Source organism: Streptomyces sp. NPDC047117 (genome assembly GCF_040643545.1).
Lineage (GTDB): Bacteria > Actinomycetota > Actinomycetes > Streptomycetales > Streptomycetaceae > Streptomyces.
The window spans coordinates 258,417-274,794 of the sequence record NZ_JBEYUN010000009.1 but is presented as its reverse complement, the minus strand read 5'-3'; the positions used below and the strand labels follow the sequence as shown (position 1 = coordinate 274,794).

The 16,378-nt window shown below is 74.1% G+C and carries 14 protein-coding genes; 9 read left to right on the top strand and 5 right to left on the bottom strand.

Features of this window, described 5'->3' with window-relative positions; genetic code table 11:
* The first annotated feature begins 37 nt into the window (after positions 1-37).
* On the top strand, positions 38-880 hold the full coding sequence (locus ABZ840_RS19870; RefSeq protein ID WP_361561346.1) for a triphosphoribosyl-dephospho-CoA synthase: 843 nt from the start codon (positions 38-40) through the stop codon (positions 878-880).
* A gap of 68 nt (positions 881-948) precedes the next feature.
* Here ABZ840_RS19870 and ABZ840_RS19865 read toward each other — a convergent pair whose 3' ends face one another.
* Positions 949-1,539: a TetR/AcrR family transcriptional regulator gene (locus ABZ840_RS19865; RefSeq protein WP_361561345.1), complete on the bottom strand. Its 591-nt coding sequence runs from the start codon at positions 1,537-1,539 to the stop codon at positions 949-951.
* Positions 1,540-1,672: 133 nt separating this feature from the next.
* Between ABZ840_RS19865 and ABZ840_RS19860 the strand changes: the two genes are divergently transcribed.
* Complete coding sequence (locus ABZ840_RS19860; RefSeq protein ID WP_361561344.1) at positions 1,673-3,010, top strand: erythromycin esterase family protein; 1,338 nt, start codon at positions 1,673-1,675, stop codon at positions 3,008-3,010.
* A 71-nt stretch (positions 3,011-3,081) separates the two neighbouring features.
* Here the strand turns inward: ABZ840_RS19860 and ABZ840_RS19855 are convergent, their stop codons facing one another.
* Positions 3,082-3,819: a PaaX family transcriptional regulator C-terminal domain-containing protein gene (locus tag ABZ840_RS19855; protein ID WP_361561343.1), complete on the bottom strand. Its 738-nt coding sequence runs from the start codon at positions 3,817-3,819 to the stop codon at positions 3,082-3,084.
* Between the two features lie 55 nt (positions 3,820-3,874).
* On the opposite strand from ABZ840_RS19855, the gene ABZ840_RS19850 reads away from it, so the two are divergent.
* From ABZ840_RS19850 to ABZ840_RS19830, 5 genes are all read left to right on the top strand, one after another.
* Entirely contained in the window at positions 3,875-5,533 is a 1,659-nt protein-coding gene (locus tag ABZ840_RS19850; RefSeq protein ID WP_361561342.1) for an acyl-CoA dehydrogenase family protein, read from the top strand.
* On the top strand, positions 5,530-6,294 hold the full coding sequence (locus ABZ840_RS19845) for a crotonase/enoyl-CoA hydratase family protein (protein ID WP_361561341.1): 765 nt from the start codon (positions 5,530-5,532) through the stop codon (positions 6,292-6,294). The genes ABZ840_RS19850 and ABZ840_RS19845 overlap by 4 nt, the downstream gene beginning before the upstream one ends.
* Positions 6,295-6,401: 107 nt before the next feature.
* The gene (locus ABZ840_RS19840) at positions 6,402-7,244 is read left to right on the top strand and encodes a YndJ family protein (RefSeq protein WP_361561340.1); all 843 of its coding nucleotides are present in this window, start codon (positions 6,402-6,404) and stop codon (positions 7,242-7,244) included.
* The gene (locus ABZ840_RS19835) at positions 7,241-7,771 is read left to right on the top strand and encodes a DUF1990 domain-containing protein (RefSeq protein WP_361561339.1); all 531 of its coding nucleotides are present in this window, start codon (positions 7,241-7,243) and stop codon (positions 7,769-7,771) included. The genes ABZ840_RS19840 and ABZ840_RS19835 overlap by 4 nt, the downstream gene beginning before the upstream one ends.
* Positions 7,772-7,814: 43 nt before the next feature.
* Complete coding sequence (locus ABZ840_RS19830; RefSeq protein ID WP_361561338.1) at positions 7,815-9,053, top strand: metallophosphoesterase; 1,239 nt, start codon at positions 7,815-7,817, stop codon at positions 9,051-9,053.
* Positions 9,054-9,059: 6 nt separating this feature from the next.
* On the opposite strand, the gene ABZ840_RS19825 is transcribed toward ABZ840_RS19830, so the two are convergent.
* The gene (locus ABZ840_RS19825) at positions 9,060-9,947 is read right to left on the bottom strand and encodes a universal stress protein (protein ID WP_361561337.1); all 888 of its coding nucleotides are present in this window, start codon (positions 9,945-9,947) and stop codon (positions 9,060-9,062) included.
* 167 nt (positions 9,948-10,114) lie between these two features.
* Between ABZ840_RS19825 and ABZ840_RS19820 the strand changes: the two genes are divergently transcribed.
* Positions 10,115-12,250, top strand: coding sequence for a SpoIIE family protein phosphatase (locus tag ABZ840_RS19820; RefSeq protein ID WP_361561336.1), 2,136 nt, complete (start codon positions 10,115-10,117; stop codon positions 12,248-12,250).
* Positions 12,251-12,296: 46 nt separating this feature from the next.
* Here ABZ840_RS19820 and ABZ840_RS19815 read toward each other — a convergent pair whose 3' ends face one another.
* Positions 12,297-13,694: an NADP-dependent succinic semialdehyde dehydrogenase gene (locus tag ABZ840_RS19815; RefSeq protein WP_361561335.1), complete on the bottom strand. Its 1,398-nt coding sequence runs from the start codon at positions 13,692-13,694 to the stop codon at positions 12,297-12,299.
* A gap of 518 nt (positions 13,695-14,212) precedes the next feature.
* On the opposite strand from ABZ840_RS19815, the gene ABZ840_RS19810 reads away from it, so the two are divergent.
* A complete protein-coding gene (locus ABZ840_RS19810) occupies positions 14,213-14,956 on the top strand; it encodes a L,D-transpeptidase family protein (RefSeq protein WP_361561334.1) in 744 nt (247 codons plus the stop codon).
* 37 nt (positions 14,957-14,993) lie between these two features.
* Here ABZ840_RS19810 and ABZ840_RS19805 read toward each other — a convergent pair whose 3' ends face one another.
* Positions 14,994-16,268 carry an MFS transporter gene (locus tag ABZ840_RS19805; RefSeq protein WP_361561333.1) on the bottom strand — a complete coding sequence of 425 codons (1,275 nt, stop codon included), beginning with the start codon at positions 16,266-16,268 and terminating at the stop codon, positions 14,994-14,996.
* Positions 16,269-16,378: the final 110 nt, after the last annotated feature.

The window sequence follows — 16,378 nt, the reverse complement described above, 5'->3', positions numbered from 1 at the left end:
CGAGGTCCGACCCGTACGACAGAAGGAAGGCACCGCCATGCTCAGGCCTGCGCCGACCTCGCCCGCCCACCTCACTCCCCCGGTCACCCCGGCCCTCCTCGCGGATCTCGCGGTGGCCGCCTGCACCGCACGCGCCCGGCTGCCGCGCGTCCCCGACATGACGGCGCCGCACGATGCCGACAGCACCGCCGAACTGCGCTCCATAGAGGCACTGCGCCCCACGTTCGCCGCCCTCGCGGAGGCCGCCGACGGCCGTGCCCTCGACCGCGCGCTGCGCACCGAACTGGGCGTGCTGGGCGAGCGGGCCGCGGACGGGACCGCCGCGCACCAGGGCGAGCTGTGGTCCGTCGGGCTGCTCGTGGCGGGCGCGGCGGCCACCGGCTGCCGGTCGGCGTACACGGCCTGCGCGGCGGCCGCGACGCTGGCCCGGCTGCCGTACGAGGGGGCGCCCGGCCCCGCCGACACACCGGGCGGCCGGGCCCGGCTGCACTTCCACGTACCCGGCGCGACCGGCCAGGCCCACTCCGGTTTCCCGCACGTACGGCGGGTCGCGCTGCCCGCGCTGCGCGAGTCCCGGGCACACGGCAGGCCCGAGACCGCCGCGCGGATGGACGCGCTGCTGACCCTGATGGCGACGCTGGACGACACCTCGCTGCTGCACGAGGGCGGGCCCGCTGCGCTGCTCTCGGTGCAGATGGACGCCCGGGACGTGGTGCGGGCCGGCGGTTACGACAGTCCGGGCGGCCGCGCCGCACTGGACCGGCTGCATGCCCGGATGCGCGACTCCGGGCTGACACCCCGCGGCAGCCACGCGGTCCTGTCCGCCGCCCTCTTCCTGGACTTCACGTTCGGCCCGGAGAACCAGGCACCGGGCGCCTGAAAGCCGGCGGGGCAGGCCCTCCCGAGGCTCCTGGCCTGCCCCGCCTCAACTCTTTCCGGCCTCGTCTCCTATGTGTCCGAGCCGACGATGCCGGTGAGGGCCTGCAGGCCCGTGACGACCTCGGCCGCGTCGGGGGCCTGCTCGGGGTCGGTGAGCCACTGCGTCATCAGGCCCGTGAACAGCGCCATCTGCGCGGCACCCAGGGTGCGGGCGGCAGCGTCGTCGATCTCGTCCTCGGGCGTGCTGAGCAGCAGGGCGGCCAGGCCCCGGCGGCCCTGGGCCTGGCCGCCGGACAGATAGCGGCGCAGATCCTCGGAGTGCTCGGCCTGCAGGAGGGCCTCGATCGTGGCCAGCCACAGGGTCCGGTCGTCCTGGAAGGACTTGATGATCGCGGCCCACATCGCCTCGTAGCGCCCGGCCGGTCCGCTGCCGGCCTCCCCGAAGGAGGCCAGCGTGCGGCCGATTCGTGTGCCCCATTCGTCGATCGCCTCGATGAGAGCGGCGGTCAACAGCGCCTCACGGGAGCCGAAGTGGTAGCCGATGGCAGCCATGCTGACGCCGCCGGCGGCGGTCACGATGTCGCGCACCGTGGTGCGGGCCCAGCCCTTCTCCTCCAGGCAGCGCCTGGCTCCCGCCAGCAGATCCTCGCGATTTCCCATGCGGGAACCCTACTCGAGAATTGATTCACCCGTCTTAGACGTACGCCTAATACATTTGCCTAAGACGTACGTCTTGAACGCTCGCGCAAATCTGTCTACAGTCGCGCCGAATCCACCGGCCGAGGGAGATGTCATGCGCGACGCCCGACCCGTCGATCGACGCCGCCTGCTCGGCCTCGCCACCGCCGCCCTCACCGCGGGGCCCCTCAGTGGCGCCGCCACTGCAGCGACCCCGCCGGCCACGGACCCGGTGGACGCCCTGAATCGCAGCGCCCGCCCTCTGGGCGATCTGACGGCCCTCGCTCGCATGGTCGGCGGCGCCCGCGTCGTGGGCCTGGGCGAGGCCTGTCACAGCGGCCACGAGTTCTTCGCCCTCAAGCAGCGCCTCTTCCGCCACCTCGTGGCCGCCAAGGGCTTCACCACCTTCACGCTGGAGGCGAGTTGGAGCACCGGCTTGCGCCTGGACGCCTATGTGACCCGCGGTGCCGGCGACCCCGCGCAGATCATGCGGGACGAGTTCCAGGGCCAGTACGTCTTCTGGAACACCCAGGAGTACCTCGACCTGATCCACTGGATGCGCCGCTACAACGTCGCCCACCCCGACCGGCCGCGGCTGCGCTTCGTCGGCAACGACCTTGGCTTCCCGGGCAGGACCGCCTTCGACCAGGTCGCGGACTACCTCGCCGAACACCGTCCGGACCTGGCCTCCGACATAGCGGCCTCGTACGCCTCCCTGCGGCCCGAAGCCGACGCCGAGGCCGGCCCGTGGATGGCCGACCAGCTCTACGCCAAGAGCGCGGCCGAGCGGAAGGCCGACGCCGACGAGGCCGCCTCCGCCCTTGCGCTGCTGCGCGACCGGGGCCGCCCGCACACTGCCTGCCGACACGGCCGAGAGGCGTACGCCTGGGCGGTGCAGAACGCCACCGCCATCGCGCAGAGCTTCACCGGCTACGCCTTCCCCGACGAGCAGTTCTCCGAGCGGATGCGCTATCGCGACCGGGCCATGGCCGCCAACACCGCCTGGTGGCTGCGCCACCGAGGCGGCAGGATCCTGCTCGCTTCGAACAACGGCCACATCGCCTACACCAGCGACAACCCGGCCGAGTTCCCCGAGCCCGCCGGCGCGGTCCTGCACCGCCGGCTCGGCGACGACTACGTCAGCATCGGCCTGACCTTCAACGAGGGCACCATCAACGCACTGCCCGACTACACCGCACAGCAGCCCAAGACCTACACCGTCGCCCCCGCGCCCGAAGGCCACAACGAGCACACCCTCGACAAGGTCCGCTACCGCGACTTCAGCATCGACCTGCGCACCGCGCCCGCTGCGGCCCGCACCTGGCTCGCCACGGCCCGCCCGACTCGCTCGTACGGCCTGTACTGGTCGGCCGACGACCCGGACACCGCACTGAGCCGCTCCTACGACATCCTCATCCACCTGCACCGAGTCACAGCCGGCCACCTTCGCTGACCCGACCGGGCCGGGCAGCCGAGCGGGAGAACGCCGCTGTACCGATGTTCCGCGAGGCCGTCTGCCGCCCCTCACCCCTCCGCACAACGCCGGAGCAGGGTGCTCAGCTCTGCCTCGAACTCGCCGTAGCGGGCGCGGAGTTCCGCTCCCGGCCAGTCGTCGGGGAGCAGTGGGTCCGGGAGGAGGGGGTCGGTGAGGAGGTGGCGGAGGATCGCCGCGGAGACGGTGAAGCGGCCGGCCGGGCCGGCGGCTTCGTCGAGGGCCGTGAGGAGGGTGCGGGCGCGCGCCGACCAGCCGGCCAGGTCCCACAGGCGGCCGGCGAGGGCGCACGGGTCGCCGTCCGGCGTCCCGGTCAGCCAGGTGCACTGCGCGGTGGCGACGGCGGGGCGCGCCCTGTCGAGGTTGGCGGGGCGCAGCCAGCTGCCCTCGCGCAGTTCGCCGAGGCGCAGGGCCGCCATCGCCTGGCGGAGCGCGGCACGCTCCGTGGCGGTCCGCGGCTCGGCGCCGCTGACCAGGGCGATCTCCCACTCCCCCGACCAGGGCACGGTGCGTGGGATGCGGCTCTCGTCCTGCCGGGCCTGGCGGTCCAGGAGCCGTGCGGTGAGCCCGTAGGCGCCGTCGCGCTGCCGCAGGTCACCGGCCGCGACCATCCGGGAGAGGGCGACCCGGACGGTGCCCTCGGCTATGCCGAACAGCTCGCCGACCCGGACCAGGGCGCGGGCGGGCAGCCGCGGCGGATGGTGGCCGAGGAGGGTGCTGAGCACGACGGAGCGTGCGGTGAGCGGCCGCAGGCCGAGGCGTGGTTCCATGGCAGGCATCATTACAGCCTTCCGCCACATACACGAAAACTGTAACGTCGACTCCATGACGGTCACCCATGAAGTCGTGAATCAGGCCCCGCCGCTCACCGGATTCAGCGCGGCGGACGACCCGGCCCTGCTGGAGGCGCTGCGCCGGGAGGACGCCGGGTGGGGCGAGCGCGAGGTGCAGGTGCTGGGCGCGCTGGCCGGCTCCGAGGAGGTCCAGGAGCTGGCCCGGATGGCGGAGGAGCAGCCGCCGAAGCTGCGCACCCACGACCGGTACGGCCACCGGGTGGACGAGGTGGAGTTCCATCCGGCCTGGCACCGGTTGATGACGGTGGCCGTGGAGCAGGGGCTGCACGCGGCGCCGTGGGCGGAGAACCGGCCGGGCGGCCATCTGGTCCGCGCCGCCAAGTTCTACGTGTGGTCGCAGGCCGAGCCGGGGCACGGCTGCCCGATCTCCATGACGTACGCGGCGGTCCCTGCCCTGCGGGCCACGCCCGAGCTGGCCGCCGAGTACGAGCCGCTGCTCGCGGCCCGTACGTACGACTTCGGACTGCGGCCGCCGCTGGGCAAGAGCGGGCTGATCGCCGGCATGTCGATGACGGAGAAGCAGGGCGGCTCGGACGTGCGGGCCAACACCACGCGGGCGGTGCCGACCGACGACGGCACGTACCGGATCACGGGCCACAAGTGGTTCACCTCCGCGCCGATGAGCGATGTCTTCCTGACGCTGGCGCAGACCGAGGAGGGGCTGACCTGCTTTCTGCTCCCGCGCGTGCTGCCCGACGGCAGCCGCAACCGCTTCCACCTGATGCGGCTCAAGGACAAGCTCGGCAACCGCTCCAACGCCTCCTCCGAGGTCGAGTACGACGAGGCGGTGGCCTGGCCGGTGGGCGAGCCGGGGCGCGGCGTGCGGACCATCGTGGAGATGGTCAACATGACCCGGCTGGACTGCGTGCTGGGGTCGGCGGCGGGGATGCGGGCCGGGCTGCGGCAGGCGCTGCACCACACCGCGCACCGGCGCGCCTTCGGCCGCGAGCTGGCGGACCAGCCGCTGATGCGCGCGGTGCTGGCGGACCTCGCGGTCGAGTCGGAGGCGGCGACCACGCTCGGCATGCGGCTGGCGGCCGCGGTGGACCGGTCGCAGGCCGGGGACGCCGCGGAGGGCGCGCTGCGCCGCCTCGCGCTGGCGGCCGGCAAGTACTGGGTCTGCAAGCGGGGCGCGACGCACGCGGCGGAGGCGCTGGAGTGCCTGGGCGGCAACGGGTACGTCGAGGAGTCGGGGATGCCCCGGCTGTACCGGGAGGCCCCGCTGCTCTCCATCTGGGAGGGCTCGGGCAATGTCGCGGCGCTGGACGTGCTGCGGGCGCTGGCCAAGGAACCGGCGGCGCTGGACGCGTACTTCGCCGAGGTGGAGGGGGCCGCGGGTGCCGATCCCCGGCTGGACGCGGCGGTGGCGCGGCTGAAGGCGATGCTGCCCGAGCTGGCCGATCCGGAGCGGGCGCAGCTGCTGGCCCGTACGCTCGGGGAGCGGCTGACGCTGGTCCTGCAGGGGTCGCTGCTCGTCCGGTACAGCCACCCGGCGGTCGCGGACGCCTTCTGCGCTTCCCGGCTGGAAGGCGACTGGGGCAACGCCTTCGGCACCCTGCCGGCCGGCGTGGACCTGGGCGCGATCCTGGCCCGTACCCGCACCAAGTCGCCGGACGAGGCACGCGGATGAGCACGGTACGGGTCGAGCGGCAGGGGCCGGTCACCACGGTGGTGCTGCATCGGCCCGTGGTCCGGAACGCCGTCGACCGCGTGACGGCCCGGCAGCTGGCCGACGCCTTCCGGGAGTTCGAGCGGGACGACGACGCCTCGGTGGCGGTGCTGTGGGGCGAGGGCGGCACGTTCTGCGCGGGCGCCGACCTCAAGGCGATCGGCACGCCGCGCGGCAACCGGGTCGAGCCGGACGGCGACGGGCCGATGGGGCCGACCCGGCTGCGGCTGTCCAAGCCGGTGATCGCGGCGGTCAGCGGGTACGCGGTGGCGGGCGGCCTGGAGCTGGCGCTCTGGTGCGACCTGCGGGTGGCCGAGGAGGACGCGGTCTTCGGGGTCTACTGCCGCCGCTGGGGCGTACCGCTGATCGACGGCGGCACGGTCCGGCTGCCGCGGCTGATCGGCGAGAGCCGGGCGATGGACCTGATCCTCACCGGCCGCCCGGTCCCGGCCGCCGAGGCGCTGGACATCGGGCTGGCCAACCGGGTGGTGCCGAAGGGCCGGGCCAGGGCCGAGGCCGAGGCGCTGGCGGCGGAGATCGCCCGGTTCCCGCAGGGCTGTCTGCGGGGCGACCGGGCGTCGGTGCGCGAGCAGGCGGGACGTACGGAGGAGGACGCGATGGACATCGAACTCCGTTACGCGCAGGCCTCGTTGGCGCAGGCGGCCGAGGGCGCCGCGCGGTTCGCCGCGGGTGCGGGGCGGCACGGAGCGAAGGAGGCCTGAGCCACCTCTCGGGGCACGTACCACATCCCGGACTTGAACGTGTTCAAGACAGCGCGTACGGTCTGCCGTACACGCAACTTGAACACGTTCAAGAGCAGGGGGAAGGCATGGATGTGCTCGTCCGCCTCATCGTCGCGCTGGGCATGCTGGCGGTGATACCGATGGGGCTCACGCTGGTCGACGAGCCCGGCGCGGCGCGGCTGCGGGGGATCTGGTGGCTGCCCGCTACGCTCGGCGCGGTGAGCCTGTGGCTGCCGCGCGGACCCGCCGCCACCGCACTCGCCGCCTGCTACGCCGCGGCCACCCTCGCCCTCGCCCTGCTCGCGCCCCGGCGGCTGCTGCGCACCCGGTCGCTCGCGCCGCGCGAGATCGCCGTACTCACCGCGCTGGCCACCCCGGCGGTCGCCGGCCTGGCACTGACCGCCGAGCGGCAGGGCACCGAGCTGTTCGGCTTCTCCCTGCGCATGCTGTCGCTGACCGTGCCGCACTTCCACTTCGCGGGGTTCGCCGCCGCGCTGGTGGCGGGGCTGGCCTGCCGGGCCGCCGACACCCCGGCCGCCCGGTGCGCCGCACTCGGCGTCCCGGCCGGCACGCTCCTCGTACTGGCCGGGTACTTCACCGGCGAGTGGGTGGAGTTCGCGGGCGCCGCGGTGCTCAGCTGCGGGATGTGGCTGGTGGGCCTGGCCACCCTGCGCGGTGCGCGCGCCACCGCCGACCGCACCACCCGCACGCTTCTCGCCGTATCGGCCGCGACGCTCGCGGCGACCATGCTCCTGGCGCTGAGCTGGGCACTGGGCGAGGCGAGCGGCCTGCCCCACCCGACCCTGACCTGGATGGCGGCGACCCACGGCGTGGGCAACGCGCTGGGCTTCGCCCTGTGCGCCCTGCTCGCCGCGCGCCGCCCGCAGCACTCCGCCCGCCCCGCCACCCGTACCGAGGAGCGTTCATGACCGCCGCACTCAGCTACCCCGAACACGGCGCCACCCAGCACGGCCCGTTGCCCGCCGGGTACCACCACCTGCGGGTGGAGGTCCTCGTCGGCCACGGCCGGGAGGTGCTCGAAAAGGCGGGCGAGGCGATCACGACCTTCCGGATGCACCGGACTGCCGGGGTCCGCATCCGGGCGGGCGCGGCGAGCGCCGACCCGGGGGTCCCGGTGGAGGCCGGGCTCGGCATCGGCCCGCTGCGCGTCGCCGCGCCCTGCCGGGTGGTGTGGAGCACGTACGACAGCGACCGCATCGGCTTCGGTTACGGGACGCTCGACGGGCACCCCGAGCGCGGCGAGGAGTCCTTCGTCGCGGAGCTGCGCCCCGACGGCTCCGTCTGGTTCACCGTCACCGCCTTCAGCCTGCCGGCGCGGTGGTACACCCGGCTGGCGGGGCCGCTGGTGCCGGTCTTCCAGCGGGCCTACGCGCGGCACTGCGGACGTACGCTGCGCCGGCTCGTCGGCCCCAGTACGTCCACTCCATGTTCATGACATCTTCACCAACTGACCAGTAGGTCATGAGACAACTCCTGGCATGTGTGAGCTGATTCCGCCGCAGGCGGACATGACCGAGGACCGGTGGCTGCGGAGCGGCACCGTCCCCGGCGGGGACCCGACCAGCCCCGCCGACACCCGCCCCGCTCCCCTGCTGAACCGGCGCACGCTCCTGGGCGGCGCCGTCGCCGGAGCCGCGCTCGCCGCGCTGCCCTACGGAGCCGTCGGCACCGCGGCGGCGCGGGACCGGGCGGCGGACGGGAAGTACCCCTTCCCCACCGCGGCCGACAGCAACGGGGAGTTCGCCGTGCTGGTGACCGGCGATGCCGGGACCGGCGAGGAGGGGCAGTACGCGGTGGCCGCGGCCGCCCGCGACCTGATGCGCACCGAACGGATCGGGCTGGCCGTCGGGCTGGGCGACAACATCTACGAGAACGGGCCGGAATCCGCCCACGACTCCGAATTCCAGGACAAGTTCGAGAAGCCCAACACCGGCATGGACGTGCCGTGGCTGATGATCCTGGGCAATCACGACTGCTCGGGGCTGATACCCGGCAGCGGCGGCGACCCCTCGCGCGGGGACCGGGAGGTGGCCTACGCGACGACCTCGAAGCGCTGGTACATGCCCAGCCGCTACTACAGCGTGGCGCTGCCGGCCGGCTCCGGCGCCGACGGCGCCGCGGGCGACGACCCGCTCGTGGAGTTCTTCGCGCTGGACACCACCCCCGTCTCCTCCTACGTCGTCCAGACCGATCCCTACTTCCACTGGGACGGTCCCTACATGCGCGAGCAGCGGGCCTGGCTGGAGGGCGCGCTGAAGGCGTCGCGGGCGCGCTGGAAGATCGTGCTCGGCCACCACCCGTACCTCAACAACGGCAAGCACGGCAGCGCCGGTTCCTACGACGGCTTCACCATCGGGCACTACACCAGCGGCATCCACCTCAAGGAGCTGTACGAGGAGGTGGTGTGCGGCCGCGCCGACCTGATCCTGTCCGGCCACGACCACACCCTCCAGATCCTGGAGCCGTCCGCGCGCACCGGCGGCACCCGCCAGGTCGTCTGCGGCGCCGCGTCCAAGACCGGCGACGGAAAGGCGCACTTCGGCAATCCGGCGGCGTGGCAGGACTTCGCGAGCCACGGCTTCATGGTCCTGAAGGTCTCCGCGAAGGGCCTGACCATCGACGCGTACACGGTGGACGTGGCCACCCGTACGGCGAAGCTGGCGCACCGCACGCGGACCGGCACGCCGGTGCAGGCGCCGGCCGCCGTGGGGAGCTGAGCCGGCTCACCGTACGGGGATCACCGCCGTCGGGCAGTGCCCGTGCAGCAGGACCGCGTTGGCGACGGAGCCCATGAGGCCGCCCTCGCGCAGCCGGCGGCGGTGCCGGCCGACCACCACCAGGTCGGCGGCGCGGGACGCGGCGACCAGCCGGCCCGCCACGTCGCCCTGCGCGACCACCTGGTCGACCGCCACCTTGGGATAGTGGCGCTCGGTGAAGGGACGCAGCCGCTCGTCCTGGCGGGCGCCGGCGTGGGCCTCCTCCTCACCCGAGGTGCGGTGGCCGGGCGGCAGGCTCTCGGGGTCCACGAGCAGGGGGTACGGGCTCGGGTACGCGGTGACCACCCGCAGCTCGGCGGACCTGCGTTCGGCCGCGGCGAAGGCGAAGTCCACCGCCTCGTCGGAGGTCTCCTCGGGGTGCAGGCCGAGCACCACCCGGCCCTGCGTCCCGGCGCCCGGGTCGGCGCGCCGCTCGTCGGGCACGACCACGACCGGGCACGCGGCCCGCATGGCGGCGGCCCGGCCCGCCGAGCCGAGCAGCAGGCTGGTGAAGCCGCCGCGGCCGCGCGAGCCGAGGACCAGCAGCCGGGCCTGCGCGCTCAGCCGGATCAGCGTCGAGGTGGACGCGCCGTGCGCGGCGAGATACCGGATCTCCGGAACGTCGGCACGGTCGGCCAGGTGCTCCTCGACCTCGCGCAGCACGGGATCGGCGGGGTCGGGGGCCGGGTGCGGATGGGCGTCGCCCAGCGCGCGCGGCATGGGGGTGATGGGCCAGACGTGCACCACGTGCAGCCGGGCCCCGGTGAGCCGGGCCGCCTCGGCCGCCCAGTCCAGCGCCCGGAGGCTGTTCGGCGAGCCGTCGACGCCGGCGATGACGGGCAGGGTGCTGTTCACGGTCTCCTCGATCCGTCGGTCGGGCACCGTCTCCGGTACCCCGATGTCCTGGGGCCTCTCGTGGCCGGTGGGGCGCGGGCACGAGGGGTGACGGCGCCGCGCACGGTCCGGGACACCCCGCCGTCCTCGGTTCCCATCCTTACCCGATATGACCGTAAGATCCCGGTATGGAGCGGAGCTGGGACGGGCCCGAGGCGGCGGACGGTGGGCGGGAGCCGCGCCGGAGCCGCCGCAGCCTCCTCGGGACCGGCCGGGAGCGGCCCCACCGGCCGGGCATCGCCCTCCCGGACCTGCTCGCGCTCAACCGGATGGGCTCCTTCGACTGGAACCTGGACAGCGGCGCCTTCGACCTGGACCCGGGCGGCCTGGCCGTCTTCGACCTGCGCCCGGAGGAGTTCGACGGGACCCGGCTCTCGCTGCTCCCCCGCGTGCCCCAGGAGGAGGGCTACCGGCTGGACAGCGCCATCGTGCAGGCGATCCAGCAGGGCCGGCGGTCCTGCGCCGCGTACTTCCGCATCCGCTGCCGGGACGGCACACCGCGCTGGACGCACGCCCAGGGCCGGATCCTGCGCAACGGCAGTGGACGCCCGTACCGGATGGCCGGCATCGTCCGCGAGGCCACCGCCGAGCTGGCCGACTCCGCGCTGCTGAACATCTCCGACGAGGAGCGCGAGCGGCAGACCAGGCTCGTGCAGTGGACCACCGCCGCACTGTCGCGGGCACTGTCGGTCGAGGACGTCACCGACGTGCTCACCGCGCCCGGCGGCCCGCTGCGGCTGGGCGCCGACGCACTGGTCCTCGGCCTGGTCGAGAACGGCGTGTTCGACGTCATCGCGGCCACCCCGCCGCTGGACGACGTGCCGGAACTGCTGCACATGCCGCTGGACCGGACGCTGCCGCTGTCCGACGCGGCCCTCACCCGGGAACCGTCCTACGTCGCCTCCCACGAGGAGCTGTTGCAGCGCTACCCGCGGCTCCGCCCGTACGTGCGGCACATCAGCATCCGCAGCGCCGCCTTCCTGCCGCTGGTCGCGCAGGACAAGGTGATCGGCGCGCTCGCGCTGGTCAACACCGAGGCCAAGGTCTACACGGCGGAGGACCGCAACCTGGCGCTGGCGCTGGCCGGCGTCATCGCGCAGTCCCTCCAGCGGGCCACCCTCTTCGACCAGGAGCGGGAGATCGCGACCGGGCTGCAGGCCTCGATGCTGCCGCGCCGGATCCCCGCCATCACCGGCGGCGACGTCGCGGTCCGCTACCACGCGGCGCGCACCGGCCGGGACGTCGGCGGCGACTGGTACGACGTCGTACCGCTGCCGCAGGGCCGTACGGGTGTGGTGATCGGCGACGTGCAGGGGCACGACACGCACGCGGCGGCCGTGATGGGCCAGCTGCGGATCGCGCTGCGTGCCTTCGCCGGCGAGGGGCATCCGCCGCAGACGGTGCTGGGACGGGCCTCCCGCTTCCTGGCCGAGCTGGAGACCGAACGGTTCGCGACGTGCACGTACATCCAGGCGGACCTCGCTTCGGGGGTGCTGCACGTGGCGCGGGCCGGGCACCTGGAGCCGCTGCTCGTGGACGCGGAGCGGCACGTGCACTGGCCGACCGTGCGCGGCGGGCTGCCGCTGGGGCTGGCCACCGTCTTCGGCGAGGACCACTACCCGGAGACGCAGCTGTCCATGGAGCCGGGCTCCACGCTGCTGCTGTGCACCGACGGCCTGGTCGAGCAGCCGGGCTCGGACATCCTGACCGGGCTCGACGCGCTGACCGGCGCCGTGCGGGACGGGCCCGGCGAGCTGGACGAGCTGGCCGACCACCTCTCGGACCTGCTGTGGGAGCGGCCGGGATCGCCGGACGACATGGCGCTGTTGCTGCTGCGGCGGCTGGCCGAACCGGGCGGCCCGGCGACCCCGCGCATCCGGCTCCACGTCCACCAGGCCGACCCCACGGGCCCGGCCGAGGTCCGCGCCGAGCTGCGGCGGATGCTGGACCAGTGGCGGGCGGGTGAGGTGGCGGGCGACCTCGAACTGGTGGCCACCGAGCTGATCACCAACGCGCTGCGGCACACCGACAGCGGGGCGCTGGTCTCGCTGGAGCTGCGTTCCGGCCCGCCGGACCGGGTGCGGCTGGAGGTCGAGGACCGGTCCAGCCACTGGCCGCGGCGGCGCAGCCCGGGCGAGACCGCGACCACCGGCCGCGGCCTGCTGCTGGTCGAGGCGCTGTCGGACCGGTGGGGCGCGGAGGCCCGGGGCGCGGGCAAGGCGCTGTGGTGCGAGTTCACCGTGCCCGGCCCCGAGGACCCGTGATCCGTGCCCGGCCCCGAGCGCCCCGGAGGTGGCGGTCATTCAGGGCTCAGCCCTTGGCGCCGTACCAGACCGTGGTGATGTTGCAGAACTCCCGGATGCCGTGGTCGCCCAGCTCCCGGCCGTAGCCGGAGCGCTTGGCGCCGCCGAACGGCATGCCCGGGTGCGAGGCGGTCATCCCGTTGAAGAAGACTCCGCCCGCCTGGATGTCGCGCACCAGCCGGTCCTGTTCGGCCGCGTCCTCGGTCCAGGCGTTGGAACTGAGGCCGAAGGGCGTGTCGTTGGCGACGGCGATCGCCTCGTCCAGGTCCGCGACCCGGAAGAGCGTGGCGACCGGGCCGAACGCCTCCTCGTAGTAGATCTTCATGTCCTTGGTGATGCCGGTGAGCACGGTCGGCCGGTAGAACCAGCCCAGGTCCATGCCCTCGGGCCGGCCGCCGCCGCACAGCACCGTGGCACCGTGCATCGTGGCGTCGTCGACCAGCTGCTCCAGGTCGGCGCGGCCCTGCTCGCTGGAGAGCGGGCCCACGTCCGTCCCGTCCGCCATCGGGTCGCCGACCTCCAGCGCCGCCATCTTCTCGGCGAAGAGAGCGGCGAACTCGTCGTAGACGTCGGTGTGGACGATGAAGCGCTTGGCGGCGATGCAGGACTGGCCGTTGTTCTGCACCCGGGCGGTGACGGCGGTGGCCGCCGCCTTCTCCAGGTCGGCCGAGGGCAGCACGATGTACGGGTCGCTGCCGCCCAGTTCGAGCACCGTCTTCTTGATCTCGTCGGCGGCGATGGCGGCGACCGAGCGGCCGGCGGGCTCACTGCCGGTCAGCGTCGCGGCGGCCACCCGGGGGTCGCGCAGGATCATCTCGACCGAGCCGGACCCGATGAGCAGCGTCTGGAAGGCGCCTTCGGGGAAGCCCGCGCGGCGGAAGAGCTCTTCGATGTACAGCGCGGTCTGCGGGACGTTCGAGGCGTGCTTGAGCAGGCCGACGTTGCCCGCCATCAGCGCGGGCGCGGCGAAGCGGATCACCTGCCAGAGCGGGAAGTTCCACGGCATCACCGCGAGCACCGGGCCCAGCGGGCGGTAGCGCACGTAGGCGCGGGCCCCGCCGGAGTCCTTGATGTCGGCGGCCCTCGGGTGCTCGTCGGCGAGCAGCGCCTCGGCGTGGTCGGCGTACCAGCGCATGGTCTTCACGCACTTGGCGGCCTCCGCGCGGGCCTGGGCCAGCGGCTTGCCCATCTCGGTGGTCATGGTGCGGGCGACGTCGTCGGCGTCGGCCTCCAGCAGGTCGGCCGCCTTGCGCAGCAGGGTGGCGCGCCGGTCGAAGCCGGTGGTGCGGTACTCCTGCCAGGCCTGGTCGGCGCGGACCAGGCGGTCCTCGATCTCGCCTTCGTTGAGCGCGTCGAACGTCTTGAGGGTCTCGCCGGTGGCCGGATTCACCGTGGCGATGGCCATGGGAAGCACCTCTCCTTCTGTCTTTCTGGTGGTGCGGGCGCGGGTGCGTACGGCCGCAGGGGCCGTACGCACGGGTTCCCGTTACGGCCGGGTCAATCCCGCCGGGTCGGCCCGGCGGGTCAGCCCAGCGGGCTCGGCTGCGGCGACGGCTCCGGTACCGGGTCGGGGCTCGGGCCGGGCGGTCGCGGCACCGGGGACGGTTCGGGGGTGGGCGGTACGGGGTCGGGCGGGCCCGGCACGGGGTCCGGGACCGGTCCCGGGCCCGGGTTGGGCGGTGTCGGGCCGCCGGGGTCGTGAGCGCGCGCGAGGTGCGGCTGCCGTTCCACGGAAGACCTCCTGGATCTCACGGTGCGGTGCGTACCGCGGGTGATCCGCCCGCGGCGGTGGTTCTCCTCGCCCCCGTACCCGAGTCTGGCCCGGCTATCGCTGCGGCGCGCGGCGGAATCGGATGGGCGGCGGGCGCGGAAAAGGCCGTGCGCGGGGGCGCGGGCGGGGCGGCCGCGCCCTACAGTGCCGTCATGAAGCCTTCGTTCCTGGCACTGGCGGCCGGTGCGGCCGCGCTCGCGCTGGCCGTCACGGCCGGCTCAGGACCGGCCGCCGCGGCTCCCGGGCCCCCGGCGGCGGAGCGGACCGGGGCGCCGCTGCCCGCCCGGATGGCGGACACCGGCGGCGGCAGTCAGCTGATCACGGCCGTGGCGCCGAAGACGTCCGCCACCCACGGCCGGCTGGTCTGGTGGGAGAAGCGGCACGGCCACTGGGAGCGGGCGGGCTCGGCGCCGGCCCGGTTCGGCGCGAAGGGCGTGACCGAGGGCAGCACCCGCGAGCAGGGCACGAACACCACGCCTACGGGCCTGTACGACCTGCCGTACGGCTTCGGGATCAGCGCGGCCCCGCCCGGTACCGAGGTCGACTACCGCCCGGTGCACGACGACTCCTGGTGGTGCGAGGACAACGCCTCCACCGCGTACAACCGCTGGGCCGAGCCGCTGCCCGCCGACTGCGCGGCGAAGGAGTCGGAGCGGCTGGCGGACTATCCGACGCAGTACGACCGGGCGCTGGTCATCGGCTTCAACTACGACGAGCCGGTGCGCGGCCGGGGCGCCGGGATCTTCCTGCACGTCAACGGGAAGGGCGCGACGGCGGGCTGCGTCTCGGTGCCGGCCGACGCCATGGCCCGCATCCTGGCCTGGGCCGACCCGGACCGGCGGCCGCACATCGCGATCGGGACGAAGTCCGGGGACACCGCGATCACCCGGTACTGAGCGGCCGCGCGGCGGGCGGGAGCCGGGGCCGGGCGCGTCAGGGCTGCGGGTCCCGGGCGTCGTAGCGGGCGAAGGCGGGGCGGCCCAGGCCGAGCAGCGTCACCACGACGACGCAGGCCAGGCCGCCGCCGACCACGGCGACGGCCGGGGTGGCGAGGTCGGCGGCGGAGCCGGCGAGGAAGTCGCCGAGCCGCGGGCCGCCGGCGACCACGACGATGAAGACGCCCTGGAGCCGGCCGCGCATCTGATCGGGGGTGGCGGCCTGCAGCATCGTGGAGCGGAAGACCATCGAGACGGTGTCGGCGCAGCCCGCGATCGCGAGGAAGACCAGGCCGAGCCAGAGGTTGCGGGTGAGGCCGAAGACGGCGACGGCGGCGCCCCAGGCGGCCACGGAGAGCAGGATCGCCAGGCCGTGCCGCCGGATGACGCCGAGCCAGCCGGAGAACAGCCCACCCAGGACGGCGCCGACGGCGGGCGCGGCGACCAGCAGCCCGACGGTCTTGGCGTCGCCGCCGAACCAGAGCGCCGCGACGGCCGGGAAGAGGGCGCGCGGCTGGGCCAGCACCATCGCGGCCATGTCGGCGAAGAAGGTCATCCGCAGGTTGGGGCGGGTGGCCAGGAACCGCAGGCCGTCCAGGACGGAGGCCCGCTTCGGCCGAGTGCCGTCCGGGCCCGCCTCGTGGTCCGGGCGCATCGAGGGCAGCCGCCACATGGCGTACAGGGAGGCGGTGAAGGCGACGACGTCGATGAGGTACGCGGCCTGGTAGCCCCACCAGCCGACGATGAGGCCGCCCAGCATCGGGCCGCCCATCAGGCCGAGGTTGCTGGTGAGGGAGTTCAGCGCGTTGGCGGCCGGCAGCTGTTCGGTGGGCAGCAGGCGGGGGATCATCGACGCGCGGGCCGGCGAGTTCATCGCGAAGCAGACGGCCTGGAGGGCGACGACCGCGTACAGCAGCCAGACCTGCCGGACGTGGAAGAGTGCGGCGCCCGCCAGCACGACGGACATCGTGGTGGCGCCGAGGGCGCTGAAGAGCCCCAGGGCGCGGCGGTCGACGGTGTCGGCGATGGCGCCGCCGTACAGGCCGAAGACGACCAGCGGGACGAGCGAGCAGAGGCCGACCAGCCCGACGGAGAACGTCGAGTGCGTGATGTCGTAGACCTGGAGCGAGACCGCGAGCGCGGTCATCTGCTGCCCCACCCAGGAGACGGTGTTCCCGGTCCACAGGCGGCGGTAGTGGACGGAGGTGCGCAGCGGGGTGAGGTCGGCGAATATGCGCGAGCGCAGGCCGGTGGGAGCGGTCTCAGTGGGCACGCGGCAGTAAAGCACGCGGAGCGCGGCATGTATGTGGCGGGGGCCACCTTCACGCCTTACAGGCTGTAGACGGCAGCCTTTCGTCCGTACCGCCGTCCGGCCCGTGTCCC